Below are 16,484 nucleotides of genomic sequence, written 5' to 3'. Positions count from 1 at the left end.
CTTTGCGCGGTGCGCAGTCGGGCCCCCGCGGGCTATCGAGGCACTTGAGCGCGTGGATATCGCTAGAATGGCTCAACACCGGGGTTGGCCGCGATTTGGCCCGGTTCGTGCAAGGCTGGATATACCTCCAGGACACCCGCGCCAGATGCGATCCGACCACCCGCCGCTCACCGCCGTCATGGACCTGCTGCTCGATGCGGTCTGCGTGGTCGACCGCGACGGCCGCTACCTGTACGTCAACGCGGGTTTCGAGCGCATCATGGGTTACCGCGCGGACGAGGTGATCGGCGCGCCGATGATCGAACGGGTGCATCCGGACGACCGCGAGCGCACCCTGCAAGCGGCGCGCGAAATCATGGCCGGCGAGCCCAAGCTGCATTTCCAGAACCGTTATGTGCGCAAGGACGGCCGGGTGGTCGACATCCAGTGGTCGGCGCACTGGTCCGACGAAGAGCGCGTGCGGATCGCGGTGGGCCACGACATCACCGAGCTCAAGCGCGCCGAAACGATGCAGGCGGCGCTGCTGGCCATCTCCGAGGCCGCGCACGCCGAGGGCGACCTGCAGGCGCTGTTCCGCCGCATCCATCGGATCATCGGCCGGTTGCTGCCTGCGGCCAATTTCTTCGTGGCGTTGCGGGACCAGGAACACGGCATGGTCGAGTTCCCGTATTTCGTCGACGAGCATGATGAAGCGCCCGCGCCGCTGTCGCTGGAAACGCCCACGCTGTCCAACGAAGTGATCCGCAGCGGCCAGGCGCTGCTGCTGACGCCGGATACCCTGGCCGAACTGCATGCGCACCAGGAACCGGTGATCGGCCATGCCGCGCTGGACTGGCTGGGCGTACCGCTGGGCACCGCCAACGGCGTGATCGGCGCGCTGGTCGTGCAGAGCTATCACAGCGAGACCCGCTATACATCGCTGGACAAGCAACTGTTGCAATTCGTCTCCACCCAGGTGGCCTCCGCGATCGAACGCAAGCGCAACCAGGCTTGGCTCGAACATCTGGTCGGCCACGATGCGCTGACCGGCCTGCCCAATCGCAACCGCTTCCACGAGCGCCTGGAACAGGCGCTGGAAACCGCGAACCGCGATAGCCTGCGGCTGGGCCTGCTCTACCTGGATCTGGACGGCTTCAAGCGCATCAACGACCGCCACGGCCACGACCTCGGCGACCAGCTGCTGCGCGAAGCCGGCGAGCGCATCCGCCAATGCGTGCGCCAGACCGACATGGTGGCGCGCCTGGGCGGCGACGAATTCGTGGTGCTGCTATACGGCATCGCCCACCCCGGCCACGCCACCGCCGTCGCCGAAGCGATCCGCACAGCGCTCGAGCGGCCTTTCTTGTTGGAAGGCCAAGCCGCCCATATCAGCGCAAGCATCGGCGTCGCGCTGCACCCGGAAGACGGCGAAGAGAAGAAGCCGCTGCTGCGGCATGCGGACAATGCGATGTACGCGGCGAAACGCGAAGGCGGCAATCGGCTGGCTGCGAATGGCATCCAGGCGGGCTGAATCTGCGCGCTTATTTCCTCACTCGCACTTGATCTCTTCCTTGTACTCGTCCCGTTTGGCGTCGATCTTCACCACGCAAGGGCCATCGCGGAATTCATCCTTCCACTCGCCGCGCCAGCGTGCGCCGTACCCGTCCTTGCACTTGACCTCGAGCAGCGAGTCGTCGCCTTTGCGCTCGCGCTTGACCCGGCACGGCCCATCGCGGGTTTCGCTCTTCCATTCGCGGTCGTAGCGCCCGTAAGGGTCGTCGCGTCGGTCGTCTCCGGCGTGCGCCGTGGCAGCGGTTGCCAAAGCAGCGACGATCAGCGTGTTGCAAAGCAGCAATACGTTCATCGCGGGATCCTAGTCCTGGGCACGCCTTTAGGATGGCGGGCTGCGCCTGAATCCCGGTCTATCCGGCTTTGAACCGCAGGAACAGGCCGGCGCGATACGACACCATGCGAATCGTCGACACGCCGGTATGTATGTTCCCAGCAACGCCGGAACATATTCGATGGCGCTTAGAGCATCCCAGAGGCCTGTTCAACCGCGGAGAAGCCAGCATGCGCGCACTTCCGTTGTTCCTCGCCGGGCTGTGGGGCCTGGCATCCGTATCCCACGGCGCGGAAAAAACGCCGCGGCCCGGCGGCAGCGCCGATGGCGGCATGGCGCTCCCCGCCTTCACCGTGCCGTATTCGATGTACGCATCGCCGGAATCGCTGAAACGATTCCGCGAAGTGCTTGCCGAGGGCAAGCAGTCGCCGGGCCTGGGCGGCGGCATCGAAGCGGCGCGTCGCTTCTACGACAAGATCAATACCGATCGCGTCGAGAGGCTGAAGAAACTCTATCCGGTCAAGCTGTCGACGCAGACGATCGCAGGCGTGGGCGCGGACGTCGCCGAACCCGCCGCCGGCATAGCGCCGGCCAACCGCCGTCGGGTGCTGATCAACCTGCACGGCGGCGGTTTCCTCTGGGGCGCCCGCAGTGGCGCGTTGGTCGAAGCGATTCCGGTAGCCGCGGTCGGCAAGATCAAGGTGATCGGCATCGATTACCGGCAAGGCCCGGAGCACGTCTTTCCGGCGGCCAGCGACGACGTCGTCGCCGTGTACAGGGAATTGCTCAAGACCTACCCCGCCAAGAACATCGGCATCTACGGTTGTTCCGCAGGCGGCATCCTCACCGGCGAAGTCGTTGCACGGCTGATCGAGGACAGTGTGGAACGACCTGGCGCCATCGGCACCTTCTGCAGCTCCCTCGCGCCGATCGGCGGCGATTCTTCGTACGTATCGCCTGCGCTCAGCGGCGACCCGGTCGGCAGCGGCCCCGTATCGATCGAGCATCTGCCCTATTTCAAAGGCGCGGATGCCGCCGATCCGCTGGTGCTGCCGGCCAATTCGCCCGACATGCTGAAGAAATTCCCACCGACCCTGCTGATCACCGGCACGCGCGACTTCGCGATGAGCTCGGTGCTGCAGAGCCAGCGGTTGCTCACCAACGCGGGTGTCGAAACCGACCTGCACGTCTGGGACGGCATGTGGCACTCGTTCTTCTCCGACCCGGAATTGCCCGAGTCGAAGGAGGCCTACGCCGTCATCGCCGCGTTCTTCGACAAGCACCTGGGCAAGTGAACGGTGCTTACGTGGCCGGTGGCCGCTGTCGAAAGATCAGCGGCAACTGCAATCCGGCCCGCCGCCTGGGCAACTGCATTGGCACATCTTGCCTACCGGACAGCTGATGCCGCCCACTTTGTTCCCGGGGCATTCGATGCTGCAGGCGCCTTCAACGGCGTCGGCATCGACCAGCTTCTTGACCAGGTCGGCCTTCTGCGCCGTGAAATCGAAGGGTTTGCCGATTTCGACGCCGCCGGCCTTGGCTTCGGCGATAGCGGCCGTCGTCTGCAGTTGCACCGCGGGTTCCTTAGACTTGGCCTGATCGGCCGCGAGCCACTGGCCGATGAACAACACTGCGATCGCCGCTAACACGATGATCCATGCGCTACGCGCCATAACAGTCCCCTATCTGTATGAGAGATGCCGCGCCAACCGCTGCGCGCCTATGCTTAAAACGACGACATCCGGGCTCTGCTTGGTGCTCTCGTCCTTGCCAAGCTGGGCAGTGGCGTATTCCTTCAGGTAGAACCGCGCCTTACTTTCAAGCCGAACGCGAGCTGCATCGCTCTCTGGCCCGGCATAGCCGCCCAGGAGCGCTAGGGCCTTTTTTGGAAATCCTGCATTAATCCAATCTTCAATTGCGCGTAACTCTGGCGATAGCGCACCCTCTGTCTCGACGGACAACAGTTTTGTGGAGACAAGCGAGGCATCTGCACCCTGATTTGTATATAGGGGCAGAATGTCTGACAAAGTGAAATCGCCTAACAGTTTTCTTAGTGCGTCGTTGGTGCTGACAATATCGGCAGGATCATCAACCCCCTAGAACTTCAATACGATTCTTTTTGCCATGTAGGAGCTGCTTGCGTGCATGCTCCTGCAGCGGCCTGGTTCGCGTATTTAACGTAACGATCGTGAAGTATTCAAGCGGAGGGCTGAAATTATGTGCCTTGGCTATCTCCGCATCTATGACGGCACTAATGAGCTTCGTTCGCTTATAGGCTTTTGCTTGGTAGCCAACAAAGCCCCTTTCATGAAGCACCGCGCTAACGTCGACGCCATTCTGACTCTGCCCTTTACGACCTTCTCTTCGCGCAGATCGTACCGTGACGAAGGCATGGTCGCTATACGCCATAACAAAGCGTTCTAGCTGTTCTTCGTCCAGCATCTCTAACAGTTTTTCGAATTGTGCAGCCATATATGCGACGAGCTGTTGCTTGCCCTCCCCCGGGCTTTTTTTAGGACATAAGCTTTATCCCATGTCCCGCGTTCCGTAGCCTTCTAGTCGAATAGCCGGCTATCCAGCGCCAACGGTTCGTCGGCGACCAGCACTATTTCCTTGAATCGAGCATGGCTTGGATTGATGAGTATGTTCGTCTCATTCCTTGCTACTGCACTTGGCACTCGTAGCGCTAATGAGCGTCCCGCCTCAACCCGCGCTCACCATCAGGCGACAGCATCATGGCCAAGAAAAACATCGCTTACCGCGCCAGTGTCGTGGAGAACTATGGCGAAGGCGACCACTCCGGCACCAAGTGGATCGACGTAGGCGTCTCGTTCGCCCACGACGACGGCAAGTGCTTCGACATCGTGCTCGCCAAGGGCTTGAGCGTCAGCAACCGTTTGGTGCTGCGCGAACCGCTGCCAGCCAAGGAAAGCTAACCGGCACTGCCAGGAACGGCGGCTTCGGCTGCCGTTCTCCCTGCACTAAATTGCCGTTCTAGAGGGCAAAGGCGTCCGAAACAACCTTGCAGCCGTTATCGAATTCAAACGACGCGCGAAACCGCAATGCGCCTCGCTTGGGGTCGGAAAGTGCCCTGTCGATCAGGAGATTGACGACGGCACCACCGTTCTTTGCCATCGTAATCCAGGCGTCAGGCGGTAAGTGGTGCTCGAGAGCCGGCTTGTAGGATTCCCATTGCGCGGATGAAGCGCCAGGGCGCGCTTGGAGCTCAAAGAATCCTCCGTGGGCTAGTAGAGGCACCGTCTTGGATTCTACGGCCAATGAAACTTTTTGCTTGCCGTCATTGATGACTTCAAAAGAAGCTGCTGATCTCTCCTTCCCCCACAGCGCATATCGGGAAGTACCTTGATACTTAGCCGTTACGCCAGCGCAGTTTTCTACGGCCATCGCGCTTAGTGGCATCGATGTGATCCCAACTAGCATCAAGACAATACTGAGTTTCATGGTATTACTCCGGCACGACTACGCGATGACGTTTAGAGGCATCGTATCTCTTGTAGGAGGCTTCCACAGCGGCGTCAGCACTCGGTGCGAGGTATTCTTGCATTCGCAACGTTGCATCATTTACGCAAGCTTCCATCGTCTTGGCTGATTTCGATTTCATCGATTGTTCCAGCCGCTCGGCCCCTGCTTTTGCCGAATCGACCCAGCCCAGCAGGTCGCCAACATGCTCGCGCTCGTCTTCTTTAATTTCGCCTCTAATCTTCGGGCTTAGGTAGCTCTGCCGGAGGTACACGATGGGCGTGAATGCGACGCTGTACTCTTGAAGAAAGTAGTCATTATTCTCGCATTTGCACGTCGGCGTGATCACCCAGTCGATCGTCGTCCTAGCTCCCAGTGAAGGTGCAGCGGGCGCGCCATAACCGCTTCCAGGGTACGTTTGTGTTTCTAGCCCCGTGGTCAGCGTAGGTGACCATTGAATCGGATTCTTTAGCCATTGCAGCAAACCCCAAAAATCAGCCCAGATTAGCGGCGAAGCGCTTACATAGCCGTAGGTGCTGACGCCGGCGGTCTGTCCCAGCGGATCGCTCTGCGAATATCGCCCGGTGGCACTCTCGTAGTTGCGATAGTAGTTATAGTTGAGTCCGGAGGCCGCATCGTAACGCTGCCCGGGAAATCGCAAATCCATAACGAATGTAGTGCCGTTGCCGTCTGGATCCTGATTTGGCACGGTGTTCCCGAACGCATCACCATTCAGGTCCCAGCGCCAAATCACGGTATTTAGCGCTTGATCGATCACAGTCCTAGGTGTGGCCAGGTGATCGGGTTGGAGGTAGTGCAACTTTTGGGTCGTGCCGCTGCCGGCGAGAAGTCCCGTTGGTAAATCGTCCAGCCAGATAGCCTGCTGTACTGGCACACCACCGGCGCTGTATTCGCCGAGCCAACGTCCTTCTTCGTCATAAAGCGAATAGGAGTTAGATGTGCCTAGGTATCTCCTCACCTGCTGCCCGTGTGCATTGAGTACGTAGTTCATCGTGACAGTGCTGCCCGCTTTGACTTGGCGTAGTCGGCCGCGATTGTCGTAAACAAACTGTCGTGCGGTGCCGCCGATTTGTACCGTGTTGCCTGCATTGTCGTAGGTTCTGGCGACGGTACCCACTTGTGTCAGACGATGGCTGGTAATTGGATACGTATAGTTCGTTGTTCCGCCCGCATTGGTTAAGCTGGTGCGGTTCCCGGTCGCATCGTAAGTATAGTGATCAATGACCGTGCCGGTTGGCCCGTCCTTCACATCGGTAAGCCGATTCAATGTGTCGTAGCTGTACTGGGCCTTGATGATGACTTGATCGGCGCTGTACAGTTTCTTCAAATTGCCAATGGCGTCGAACTCGAAGCCTAGCGAAAGTCCTCCGCTAGCTACATCTGCGATTGCGAGAGGCTGATAGTTTTGATTGAGGCTTCGCGTCATCGTGCGGCCGTTGCCATATGTCCAAGCGGCTACGGGGCCGAACGGATAATAGGTGGCCTGGTTTAACAGAATCTGCCTCGCACCCCCCGAACGAGTTACCCCTATTTCGGTGGTGCGTCCCTGCCCGTTTCTGGCGTAATCGACCACCGTGCCGTCGGGATAGGTTATGGCCTGCAGCTGGCCGGCCTTCGTATAGGCGTAGCGCAGTTCGAAGGCCTGGCTGTTAGTGGTCTGCCGTTTCCGAGTGACATTGCCGAACCGGTCGTAGCAATACTGCGTGTTGCCGCTGCCGTCGATCATCTTGGTCATCCTGCCGATGGCGAAGGTTTCGCCGGCGATGCAGCTGGCGTTGACCGTGTCGTAGGCGTAGGTGACGTTTAGGCTGCTGGTCGGATAAGCGATGCCGGTGAGTCGGTTGAGCGCGTCGTAGCTGTAGGTCGCGGTGATATTCCTCGCGTCGGTCTGGGTCTTGCGGTTGCCGGCGCTGTCGTAGGTGTAGGTGGTGACGCCCGTGTCCGGGCTGCTCAGCTGGGTCAGATCGCTGAAGCCGTTGTAGGTGTAGGTGGTGTCCAGCCCCTTGGGGTCGGTGACTTTGGTCAGGTTGTCCTGGGCGTCGTAGGCGAACTTCGTCTCGGCTTCGATGCCGCCCACGTCCTGCAGGGTCCGCACCAGGCGATTGAGCGGATCGTAATCGTTGTCGGCAACCCGGTTCAGCGCATCGGTGACGGTCTGGTTATTCCCGTTGGCGTCGTAGGTGAAGCCGGTGGCGTGGTTGTAGGCGTCCTTGGCCGTCTGCAGCTGGCCGAGCTGGTTGTAGACCCGCGACAAGGTCCGGCGCAGGACGTTGCCCGCATCCTTGGTGTCTTCGGCGGTGCGGTTGCCGGCGTTATCCAGGGTGTAATGGATCGTGTTGCCGGCGTTGTCGGCGATGTCGGTCAGGCGGTGTGCGGCATCGTAGGTATACGCGGTGAACGCGCCGTCGGGCTGGGTGACTTTCTTGACCAGGCCGGTGGGCCAGTATTCGATCGTAGTGATCTGGTCGTCGGCTTCCGAAGCGTTGTTGGTGCCGCGCACCTTGCGCGCGGTCAGCCAGCCGCGAGGATGGTAAGTGAAGTCGGTGACGACATTGTTCGCGTCCTTCACCGACAGCACCCGGCCGGCGCCGTCGTAGGCCAGGGTCTCGGTTACCCGGCCCAGGGCGTCAGTGACTTTCCACAGATCGCCCTTGCGGTGCGGGCAGGTGGTGGGCGAGGACGCGCACGAGCCTTCGTCGCTGGCGTAGTAGGTGTAAGTGGTGGTGTCGGCCACGTCCGTGCGCGGACCGTTGGTCGAGGTGAGCAAGCCCAGTAGCGGGCACAGGCCGTTGGTGATATCGGCCTGCTCGCAATAGGTCGTGGTGGTGATGCGCGTGGCTGAAGTGGTCGGGTCTGTCTGGGTGGCCGTCAGTTCTTGCCCGCGAGCGTTATAAGTCCAATTGTCTTTTCCGACCAACGTATTGTTGGCGTCTCGGCGCCGCCGTTCGACAGGCACGTCGTACGTAGAATGCCAGTCCGTTTGAGTAGTGCGTCTTATCCCGGACGCGTTATTCGCTGCATCTACTTGCTGGGTCAGCAAACCGCGGCCGTCGTAATCGTAGTCGAAAGTGACACTCGAACTATCCGTAACTAAATCCATCCTGCCGTTGACATCGTAGCTGTAGCTGCTGGTGTTGGTTGGACAGCCTGAGCACTGGCGCGTCAGCGACGTAGCCCTTCTTGAGCCGAGAAACGTGTTGAATCCGATCTGTTGCGTCTCGCCAAGCGGCAAGGTGACGGTTGCCGATGTCGGAGACGAATCGCCTACATATTGAATTGAGAATTTTGAGGTTGACAGCGCGTGCTCGGTGGATACTGCCCGCTCGAATACATCGTAGGCGAAAGTCGCATAACGTTGTCCGTCTTCAGATGTGATCCCGGTTAGCGCTGTTGGTTGACTGTAACCGCCATTCAATGAGGGCTCATTGTAGTGGTACAGTCTTTGAGCGCCGCCTGGGAAAGTTACGCTCGCTAAGCGACCTTCTAAGTCATACCCATATTGATACTCGGCGCCGGTCGGATCGGTTACTGCAATCACATGTCCAGAGGGATCGTACTCGAAAAGTAACGATCGCCCTTCTGGATCTACTACCTTTGTAAGCAGATAGTCATCTGCATTGTTTTCGACGACACCGTCGTTATATTCGAACTGGGTAGTAGTTCCGTCAGAATTATCGATCAGAGCTAGACGCCCAAGGAGGTCATAGCTTTCCAACACGCGACCGTCACTAGGCGCATAGAACCACCCTAGCAATACGCCATTGGTATCCCGATGCTCGACTAATGTGCCCACTACGTTAGTGGGTGCAGTCCAGACCGCGCCCGATTTTGTGAAATTGACGTGACCGCCGTCAGGACGATAGATGCGGACTCGCGCTTCGCCTGTATCTGGATTAGTCAGGTGCTCTAGGCGGAAACTGTATGAGTGTGTCCAGTGGCGTCCAAACCCATCGGACCGTGCGGCCTTGTGGCTGTTGTAGTAACGAGTCAGCTCTAGCGCGCTGTCGTTAGAAAAATCGGGTTCGCGCTGAAATTTGTTGCCTATCGAAATGGTGATGGGATTGCCGCAGGTTACATTCGCATTGCAATCCTGTTTACCTAGGTTGGTACCTGGATCGTACTGGTACACCGTACCGATGATGCCGAGGTCACGATAAGCCCCATTGGGGGCAAACGTTCGTGTAGAGGCGCCCCAGTACTTATAGATGATTTCGTAGTGGTCATTGAAGATCGGCCTTACACAACGCTGTTCCGCCTCCCACTGAGCTGCGGAGGCCAGCGGAATGGTGTCGGCGGTTCCGAAGTGATCCTCGTAGGGACACCGGCCTTCCAGCTGGACATGCCATTTCCATGGAACGTCGTAAAACTCTGCTTTTGCAGAGCCGCAGAGAATGAGTAGCAGCAATGCTACGATTTGGAATAAATGGTGCAGGCACAGGCCGCGGCTATCCAGGCTGCTCGCTGTTTTAGATGCAGCTGTGGGAGAGCGCGAATCTCCCCCGTCCTTGGTGAGGGTCGTCACTTCCATTCCTTTAGAGGTCCCCGCTCGTTGGGTAGCTTGCGAGTGATTCAAGGACTCGTCAAGGGACCTTGGGTAGGATATTGCCCCTCTTGGTTGCGTTCATCGCTCTTGGGGCCGCGGTGGCCGTCTTAAGGCTTACGAGCGCTTGGATCGGGCTGCCGGCGCTGGCGATACTTGCTGGGACCGTCGCGATGGCCCGCTATGAGCCCGCAGCTGTAAGGGTGGGCGCGATAGCCCTCTAAGCCTCAGCGTACTCCCCCTGGGTGTTGGCCATGCCCTCCACTTTGCTCTTCCTCCTGGCACGATGCCAACGCGCCTGATCGGCGCCGACTGAATCCTAAATGTGTCGGAAATGACGGCCGAAGGTTGGTGGTACCAAAACCCTAGCGGAAATCCCGGCTTCTGGCGTCCAGGGCGCCGAGCAACGTGCTCAGGTCATAAAGCCGCGTTGCGATCAAATTCCCGACGCCATCGACGGTTGTCCTGCAAGGCGCGCCGGCGGCGAATGTCCATATGCACGTCGCCGGCAGCGACCGCAGGTAGGCCGAGCTCCTTGGCGGCGGCGAGCAGCGCGTTTAGCCTCTTGGCATCGTCCTGATCGCGATGTAGCTCGACAGCAAGCCATGCCCGTTCAGCAGATAACAGGCCGACCACGAGGCGTGTAGCGGCATGCTGCTCGTGCTGAAGTTCAAACACGAATTGCTGCACTCCGCCGTCGCAGCCTGCGAGATAAGCCGCCAAGTCGGCCGTCATGCGTCGTATGGGAAATAACAAGGCTGGGTGCTGCTCAACTTCGTAATTGAGCTCAACTCGCATGTCGAAAACGTCCAGCGGCTGATAGCACGTATGCGATTCCGGCGCCTGGCCGAGCAATCGGTCGACGTGCAACAATAGCTCAGCTCCAAATCGGCGGCGCAGCGCATCGCGTGGCAGATCAAAGACTTGCCGCATGTGGCGAAGCCCCATCTTGTATAAGCGCTCGCCAGCGTCTTCCGGTAGGTGAGCGCGCACGACGGGCACGCGGCCCAAGGTCACCCGTAGATGTTCGCTCTGTTCAATCGCAAGCCCATCTTGCACCCCGGCCAAGACGCGGGCTGCGCCCGGCGTCGGCGCCAGCGCGATGCGATGACGAAATCCTAGTTCCTTGAGATCCTCACGCAGGCGTGCCTCGAATTGCGGCCATTGCCCCAAAATCGAAAAACTGCTTTGCGCTTCCAGGACGATGCAGTTAGGCCATTGCGACGCGGCGATTATGGCAGCGCCTTCGTCGGCTCCGTAATAAGAAAAGTCGCAAACGCTGCCGCTCGGGCAGCCGCAGAGCCGCCCCGAACGATGTCGCAAGCGGACGGCGGGAACCGCCGTGCAGGCCTCAGCGCTTGGCCGCGTGCCACTTCTTGAGCAGATCGGCCTCCTGCTCGCGCGTGATGCCCGCACGCAGCTTCGCCTGCCGCTCGGCCGGCAGGCTGCGGAACCAGGCCATCAGATCGGTCACGGTAGTGTCGAAGGGTCGATAGGTCAGCCCGGCCGCGATCGCCTTCTTGTTGCTGACCGCGCCGTAGCCCGCATACGGACCGCTCTTGGCCGACGTCCAGATCGGCAGCTCGCCGACTTTCTGTTCTTCCAGGAACTCGGGCGTGACGTGCGTATACGTCGGCTTGCCGCCTACGGCCTGCTGGCAACCGCGCAGCATGGCGTCCATGGTCAGCGGATCCTTCGGGCCCACCGCGTTGAACGTGCCGACGGTGCCCGCTTCGGCCAGCCGGATCATCCATTCGCCCAGATCGCGGCCGTCGATGATCTGCACCGGATCGGAACCGTCGCCCGGCACCAGCATTTCGCCGCCTTGCGCGACGCGATGCGGCCAGTAGGTGAAGCGGTCGGTCTCGTCGCGCGGCCCCACGATGTAGCCGGGGCGCACGATGGTGACGCGTTCGCCGAATTGCTTGTGCGCTTCGGCTTCGCTCAATGCCTTCAGCGGACCGTAAAGGTTCTCGATGTCGGCGCGCAGCGCTTCTTGTGTTTCGGCCATCGCATCCTTGCCCTTGTAGACCGCGAGCGCGTCGCCCTCGCTGATGCCGGGCTTGCTGCCGTCGGCATAGACCGAGATCGTGGAAATGAAAAGATAGTGACCGACGTTGCCTTTCAGCACTTTGCCGGCATCGCGCACCCAGAACGGCAGACTGGTGGGATTGTCGATGCACACGTCCCACTTGCGCCCTTCCAGCGACTTCAGGTCGCCGGTGTTGCGGTCGCCGTGCAGCTGTTCCACTTCCCCCGGCCATTCCGGCGATGGCCGCTTGCCGCGGTTGAACAGCGTGATCTTGTGCCCGCGCGCCAGCGCGTAGTTCACCTGGAACGGCCCGGTGAAGCCGGTGCCGCCCAGGATGAGGATGTTCAGCGGCTTGGCCGCCTTGCCCACAGGCTTGGCGCCCTGCGCGAAGGCGAACGACGGCAAGGCGGAAGCGGCAGCGGCGAGCGCGCTGAACTTGAGCAGGTCACGGCGGGTGGTCATGCGATGGCTCCCAACGGCTGGAGCCGCACTCTTACACCTTCGGACCGGTGGGCGCGTATGGCGAAAGTCGGGGGTGGGCGCAGGTGACGATGCTTTCAGCCGTCATTCCCGCGAAGGCGGGACAAGCGCGTAGCGCGCAGAACGTCCGAAGGACGGCCCCGAAGGGGTGAGCGAAGCGAATAATCCAGTGACTTATTCGCTTAGCCCTCTCCCGCTTGCGGGAGAGGGTTGGGTGAGGCGCGCGGCATGGCAGATAGCCTCGTCGCGATCTGGAGACCCTGAAGGTCACTGGATTCCCGCCTTCGCGGGAATGACGGCTGAAAATCAAAAGCCTTCGAATATGGGGAATGTGGCAGCGGCCGCTCGCGATGTGTCAGGCGCCATTCGGCACCGCCGACACTTCGAATTTCCGTGGCGAAAACTAGAGCGAGCCCTAGCGCGAAGACGCATCTCCCGCGCGCTTGCCCCGCAATCCCCGCTTCTCGAACCAATGGTGCGCGTAAGGGTTGTCGTTGTAGCGCGGTATTTCGCGATAGCCGTTGCGCGCATACAAGGCGCGGGCTTCCGTCAACGCGCGGTTGGTGTCCAGTTGAAGCGTGTCCATCCCCATCCGCGCGGCATGATGCTCCAGCGCCTCGAGCAAGCGCTGGGCGATGCCCAATCCGCGCGCGTCGGGCGCCACCCACATGCGCTTGATCTCGCCTACGCCGCGATTGCGCTGCTTCAGCGCGCCGCAACCGACGGCGCGGTCGTCCAAGCGCGCGATCAGGAACAGGCCTGTCGGCGGAACGAGCTCTTCCGGATCGGAGGATGCGCCGAGCGCAGGATCGAACCCGTTTTCGAAGCGTTCCTGCAGCTCGCCGAAATACGCCTCGAGACAGGCGCGGGCGTCGGCACTGGCAAGATCGGCGGCTTCGATCGTCACCGCGGAAGCGCGCATCAGCCGCTCCACTTCCGCCATCGCCGCGATCATGCGCTCGCGCTGCCTCGTGCTTAGCGAAGTCAGCAGCGAGCTGGCGAAATCCTCCGAATGGCGGTCGAGCGCACCGAATTCCCGGAGGCCTTTGCGCGTCAGCGCCGCGCGCCGCACCCGGGCATCGCCGGCTGCGCGTTGCGAAGTGACCAGGCCTTGCGCTTCCAGCGAACGCAACAGGCGGCTGAGATAACCCGAATCCAGCGACAGCCGCGCGCGCAAGTCGCGCAAGTCCGCACCTTCCCTGCCGATCTCGAACAGCAGCCGCGACTCGCTCAACGGCCGTCCGCGACCGAGGTAGTCGTCGGTCAGCACACCGATCCGCTGGGTGACGGTGCGGTTGAAGCGGCGGACCTGCTGGATCTGGCCTTCATCCATTATCTGACTTTAGTCAGATAATTTCTGGATGTCAAATCCCACGTCAAAGCGACCGCTCACGGCGCTTGCGGTGCCGTTCGACGGGCGCCTGCGAGAGCGGCGATACCGCGCACCACGCGCGCTAGCGCGATGGATGCGACGGCTGGTTCGCGCCCAGCGCCTGGCGCTGCGCGGCGGTCAGCACTTCGGGCGCACGAATGGGCTGCCCGGTCGATGCATCGAAATACGGCGCCGCACCCTCGCCCCGCAGGCGCCGGACGACCAGGTTCGCCAAGATGCGCAGCCCGCCGGTCACGAACCCTAGCGGCGTCTTGCGCACTGGTCCCTCGGCCGATCCTGCATTCAAGGTAATGCGGTCGCGCGGACCGACCGCCGCGTCGACCTCTTCCGGCGCGTCCGCAAAACAGGCCGTAAGCATGCCCACATATGGCAACTTGGCGCTGCGTCCGGTGTTGCCGAGCGGCGTCCTGCAGCATGCCGCGTACCAACGCAGGATGCCCTTCCCGCTCAGCGACATGCACGCCAGCCGGTCCAGGCCCGAGGTGAACCGCACGCCCGCCGGCGCCATCGCCACGGTGTCGCTTCCGCCTTGCGCGTCCATGAGGCCCGGCGTGCCCAACCAGTGCGCATACGCGCGGCAGTCCCTGCAGTAGCAGGTGGCGCGCGTGTAGGCGTTACGAAGATCCGCTTCGCCTCGAACCTGGCCGCAGCGGCAACGTATCGGAGTAGGCATCGGAGCCGTTCTTTCCGGAGGTGGCCATGCGAATGATCCGCGGGCGATGGCACGGCCGCGTGAAGCGTCCGTTTCCGTACGCAAGACGATGTTCAGCCGGACCCGACGGCTATCTTCGCTCGGCGATGGGCGCCAGCGCCGCCGGCCAACGCGGATCGCTCCGTAATGCCGCCCACGCCCGGTCCGACTTCATGTCCTCTAGATTGACGTAACCCAGGCGGCGAGCGGCCTGCAGCTCTTCGAAAGCCGCATCGGCCTCGCCCAACCGCGCAAGCACGCGGGCCAGGCGCCAGTGGACCGCGGGCAGACCCGGATCGATCGCCAGTGCGATCTGCAGCAAGGCGCGTGCGACTTCGGGTTCCGCAGCCTCGTAGCGCGCGGGAATATACGAGCCCGTAGCGGCCTTGATGTACGCCAGGCGCCGCTGCGCGGAGTCGGCCACCGCCGGATTCGCGTCGCGCGACAACTCCTGCAGCGAAGCGATCCGCAACTCCCGCAGCGCCGTCGGCACGTCCGGCGGCGCATTGCGGCGCCCGCCCATGTCGCGGCTGCCGATGCGCTGGATCCAATCCTCCAGGCGCGCCGAACTCCTGCGTTCGTCGGCGCGCAGACGCGACGCCTCCTCGAGCGCGCCGCGCACCGACGGCTGCGATGCCAGCGCATCGGCCGAAGCACGCAACGCATGCGTTTCGCGCAGGCCGTCGAAATCGCGCGCCAGCTGTTCCAGCTGCCGCCAGCGTTGCAGGCCTTGCGCCCGATCCGACGCCGCCTGCCGCGCCGCGAACTGTTCGTCGATCCAGGCCTCGTCGCGCGGCATGCGGCCCTGGCGCATCGCCATCAGGTCGAGCCAGGCGATCGCTTCGGTAAATACGGCGGCCTCCGGCCAGCTGTGCGGTCCATCGAAGACATCCAAACGCCGGGTCGCGCCGATGCGCGCCAGGTCCTGGTCCAGATCGTGCATTTCCTGATAGTTGAAATCCTGGGTGCCCGCGATGCCGAAGAAGGCCGGCGGCGCGCGGCGCAATGCGCCCAGCTCGGGAGGCCGCCCTCCGCCGCAACCGATCATGCCGGCGATCACGTTGCGCAACGGATCGACCTGCGTCCACAGCGTCTTCGCCGTCCCGGAAAAGCCGGCCAGGTAGATCCGCTTCGGATCGTAGGCATAGCGCTGCCCGGTCTCCCGCAGCAACGCCTGCAACGCGCGCAGCGTAATGTTCTCGTCGACATCGCTTTGGCTTTGGTAAGAACTGATGACGATCCACCCGCGCGCGCGCGCGCCATCCGTTGCCAACCTCAATATCTGTTCGCCGCGGCCGCGCGCATCCAGGATGATCAGCACCGGCCAGCGTTTGTCCGCGCCGTAGCCGCCGGGCAGGAACAAGCTGTATTGCTGATCCGGTTCGGCCAGCGTGGCACGCTTGGCGACGATTTCGCCCGCGGAAGCTTGCGCGTGCGCCGCGCCAGGCCACGCGAGCCAGAAGTACAGCAGCAGGGCCGACCAGCGCGCCATCGCTTCGGCCCTACTTTCTGCGATAGGTGAAGTCGAAGGTCGGCGTCCAATCCGCGCCGCCATCGGTGGAGGCTTCTCCGCGCTGCCGCACGTTACCGTCCGGTAGCGCTTCGACGATCATGCGCGTTTGCTTGCCGCGGGCCTGTCCATCCAGAACGAGCCGTTGCTCTTGCAGCGTGCCTTGGAGCAGCGCGACGCGCCCGGCAGTGTCGACGTAGAACTGCTTCCACTGCCCGCTGGCTGCATCGTAGGCGGTATGGCTGGTGCCGCCGTAGCGCATGGGCTTGCCGTTCGGACCGATCTGCTGTTCGTAGGTTTCGCGGATGGCGCAACCGTCCACCACCCACTCGATGCGGCTGCTGGCGACGGGCGCGGACGAAGCGGTATCCACGACGGTCCAGTCGCCCACCCAGTAGCCGACGGCGCGGCGGGTCTCATTCTTGCAATCGACCGGCGCTGGCGCGGCCTGAGCGGCCTGCAGTGCGAATCCCAGAAAGAAACCCACTCCGATCGCGGCCATCGTCCTTCACTCC

The 16,484-nt window shown here is 61.9% G+C and carries 14 protein-coding genes; 3 read left to right on the top strand and 11 right to left on the bottom strand.

Going from position 1 to position 16,484, the window contains the following annotated elements:
* Window positions 1-145: 145 nt before the first annotated feature.
* Window positions 146-1,510, top strand: coding sequence for a sensor domain-containing protein (locus tag M2650_RS01875; RefSeq protein ID WP_249470468.1), 1,365 nt, complete (start codon window positions 146-148; stop codon window positions 1,508-1,510).
* Between the two features lie 18 nt (window positions 1,511-1,528).
* Here the strand turns inward: M2650_RS01875 and M2650_RS01870 are convergent, their stop codons facing one another.
* Complete coding sequence (locus tag M2650_RS01870; RefSeq protein ID WP_249470466.1) at window positions 1,529-1,843, bottom strand: hypothetical protein; 315 nt, start codon at window positions 1,841-1,843, stop codon at window positions 1,529-1,531.
* Window positions 1,844-2,052: 209 nt separating this feature from the next.
* Between M2650_RS01870 and M2650_RS01865 the strand changes: the two genes are divergently transcribed.
* The gene (locus tag M2650_RS01865) at window positions 2,053-3,117 is read left to right on the top strand and encodes an alpha/beta hydrolase (protein ID WP_249470463.1); all 1,065 of its coding nucleotides are present in this window, start codon (window positions 2,053-2,055) and stop codon (window positions 3,115-3,117) included.
* A 36-nt stretch (window positions 3,118-3,153) separates the two neighbouring features.
* Here the strand turns inward: M2650_RS01865 and M2650_RS01860 are convergent, their stop codons facing one another.
* Together M2650_RS01860 and M2650_RS01855 are read right to left on the bottom strand one after the other, a co-directional pair.
* Window positions 3,154-3,495 carry a hypothetical protein gene (locus M2650_RS01860; protein WP_249470461.1) on the bottom strand — a complete coding sequence of 114 codons (342 nt, stop codon included), beginning with the start codon at window positions 3,493-3,495 and terminating at the stop codon, window positions 3,154-3,156.
* 415 nt (window positions 3,496-3,910) lie between these two features.
* A complete protein-coding gene (locus M2650_RS01855; RefSeq protein ID WP_249470459.1) occupies window positions 3,911-4,294 on the bottom strand; it encodes a hypothetical protein in 384 nt (127 codons plus the stop codon).
* A gap of 263 nt (window positions 4,295-4,557) precedes the next feature.
* Here M2650_RS01855 and M2650_RS01850 point away from each other — a divergent pair, with 263 nt between their 5' ends.
* The gene (locus tag M2650_RS01850) at window positions 4,558-4,758 is read left to right on the top strand and encodes a hypothetical protein (RefSeq protein ID WP_249470457.1); all 201 of its coding nucleotides are present in this window, start codon (window positions 4,558-4,560) and stop codon (window positions 4,756-4,758) included.
* A gap of 58 nt (window positions 4,759-4,816) precedes the next feature.
* Here M2650_RS01850 and M2650_RS01845 read toward each other — a convergent pair whose 3' ends face one another.
* From M2650_RS01845 to M2650_RS01810, 8 genes are all read right to left on the bottom strand, one after another.
* Complete coding sequence (locus tag M2650_RS01845) at window positions 4,817-5,284, bottom strand: hypothetical protein (protein ID WP_249470455.1); 468 nt, start codon at window positions 5,282-5,284, stop codon at window positions 4,817-4,819.
* A 4-nt stretch (window positions 5,285-5,288) separates the two neighbouring features.
* Window positions 5,289-9,845, bottom strand: coding sequence for an RHS repeat-associated core domain-containing protein (locus M2650_RS01840; protein ID WP_249470453.1), 4,557 nt, complete (start codon window positions 9,843-9,845; stop codon window positions 5,289-5,291).
* Between the two features lie 435 nt (window positions 9,846-10,280).
* Window positions 10,281-11,186: a Y-family DNA polymerase gene (locus M2650_RS01835; RefSeq protein WP_249470449.1), complete on the bottom strand. Its 906-nt coding sequence runs from the start codon at window positions 11,184-11,186 to the stop codon at window positions 10,281-10,283.
* 28 nt (window positions 11,187-11,214) lie between these two features.
* Complete coding sequence (locus M2650_RS01830; RefSeq protein WP_249470447.1) at window positions 11,215-12,357, bottom strand: NAD-dependent epimerase/dehydratase family protein; 1,143 nt, start codon at window positions 12,355-12,357, stop codon at window positions 11,215-11,217.
* A gap of 433 nt (window positions 12,358-12,790) precedes the next feature.
* Window positions 12,791-13,708, bottom strand: coding sequence for a bifunctional helix-turn-helix transcriptional regulator/GNAT family N-acetyltransferase (locus tag M2650_RS01825; RefSeq protein ID WP_249470446.1), 918 nt, complete (start codon window positions 13,706-13,708; stop codon window positions 12,791-12,793).
* A 121-nt stretch (window positions 13,709-13,829) separates the two neighbouring features.
* Window positions 13,830-14,441, bottom strand: a complete 612-nt coding sequence (locus M2650_RS01820; RefSeq protein WP_249470444.1) for a DUF6151 family protein — start codon at window positions 14,439-14,441, stop codon at window positions 13,830-13,832.
* A gap of 109 nt (window positions 14,442-14,550) precedes the next feature.
* Window positions 14,551-15,951, bottom strand: coding sequence for a TPR end-of-group domain-containing protein (locus tag M2650_RS01815; RefSeq protein ID WP_249470442.1), 1,401 nt, complete (start codon window positions 15,949-15,951; stop codon window positions 14,551-14,553).
* Between the two features lie 10 nt (window positions 15,952-15,961).
* A complete protein-coding gene (locus M2650_RS01810) occupies window positions 15,962-16,471 on the bottom strand; it encodes a hypothetical protein (protein ID WP_249470441.1) in 510 nt (169 codons plus the stop codon).
* Window positions 16,472-16,484 lie beyond the last annotated feature (13 nt).

The sequence above is a fragment of the Luteimonas galliterrae genome, from assembly GCF_023374055.1.
GTDB classification, from domain to species: domain Bacteria; phylum Pseudomonadota; class Gammaproteobacteria; order Xanthomonadales; family Xanthomonadaceae; genus Luteimonas_C; species Luteimonas_C galliterrae.
Note: the sequence above shows the minus strand (reverse complement) of the source record. Positions and strands in the feature narration are given on the sequence as shown.

What these genes read in the sequence shown, in the direction of transcription:
- M2650_RS01855 (WP_249470459.1), bottom strand. Translation starts at nt 4,294, where the DNA reads ATGGCTGCACAATTCGAAAAACTGTTAGAGATGCTGGACGAAGAACAG.
- M2650_RS01815 (WP_249470442.1), bottom strand. Translation starts at nt 15,951, where the DNA reads ATGGCGCGCTGGTCGGCCCTGCTGCTGTACTTCTGGCTCGCGTGGCCT.
- M2650_RS01850 (WP_249470457.1), top strand. Translation starts at nt 4,558, where the DNA reads ATGGCCAAGAAAAACATCGCTTACCGCGCCAGTGTCGTGGAGAACTAT.
- M2650_RS01865 (WP_249470463.1), top strand. Translation starts at nt 2,053, where the DNA reads ATGCGCGCACTTCCGTTGTTCCTCGCCGGGCTGTGGGGCCTGGCATCC.
- M2650_RS01825 (WP_249470446.1), bottom strand. Translation starts at nt 13,708, where the DNA reads ATGGATGAAGGCCAGATCCAGCAGGTCCGCCGCTTCAACCGCACCGTC.
- M2650_RS01845 (WP_249470455.1), bottom strand. Translation starts at nt 5,284, where the DNA reads ATGAAACTCAGTATTGTCTTGATGCTAGTTGGGATCACATCGATGCCA.
- M2650_RS01830 (WP_249470447.1), bottom strand. Translation starts at nt 12,357, where the DNA reads ATGACCACCCGCCGTGACCTGCTCAAGTTCAGCGCGCTCGCCGCTGCC.
- M2650_RS01875 (WP_249470468.1), top strand. Translation starts at nt 146, where the DNA reads ATGCGATCCGACCACCCGCCGCTCACCGCCGTCATGGACCTGCTGCTC.
- M2650_RS01810 (WP_249470441.1), bottom strand. Translation starts at nt 16,471, where the DNA reads ATGGCCGCGATCGGAGTGGGTTTCTTTCTGGGATTCGCACTGCAGGCC.
- M2650_RS01820 (WP_249470444.1), bottom strand. Translation starts at nt 14,441, where the DNA reads ATGCCTACTCCGATACGTTGCCGCTGCGGCCAGGTTCGAGGCGAAGCG.
- M2650_RS01870 (WP_249470466.1), bottom strand. Translation starts at nt 1,843, where the DNA reads ATGAACGTATTGCTGCTTTGCAACACGCTGATCGTCGCTGCTTTGGCA.
- M2650_RS01860 (WP_249470461.1), bottom strand. Translation starts at nt 3,495, where the DNA reads ATGGCGCGTAGCGCATGGATCATCGTGTTAGCGGCGATCGCAGTGTTG.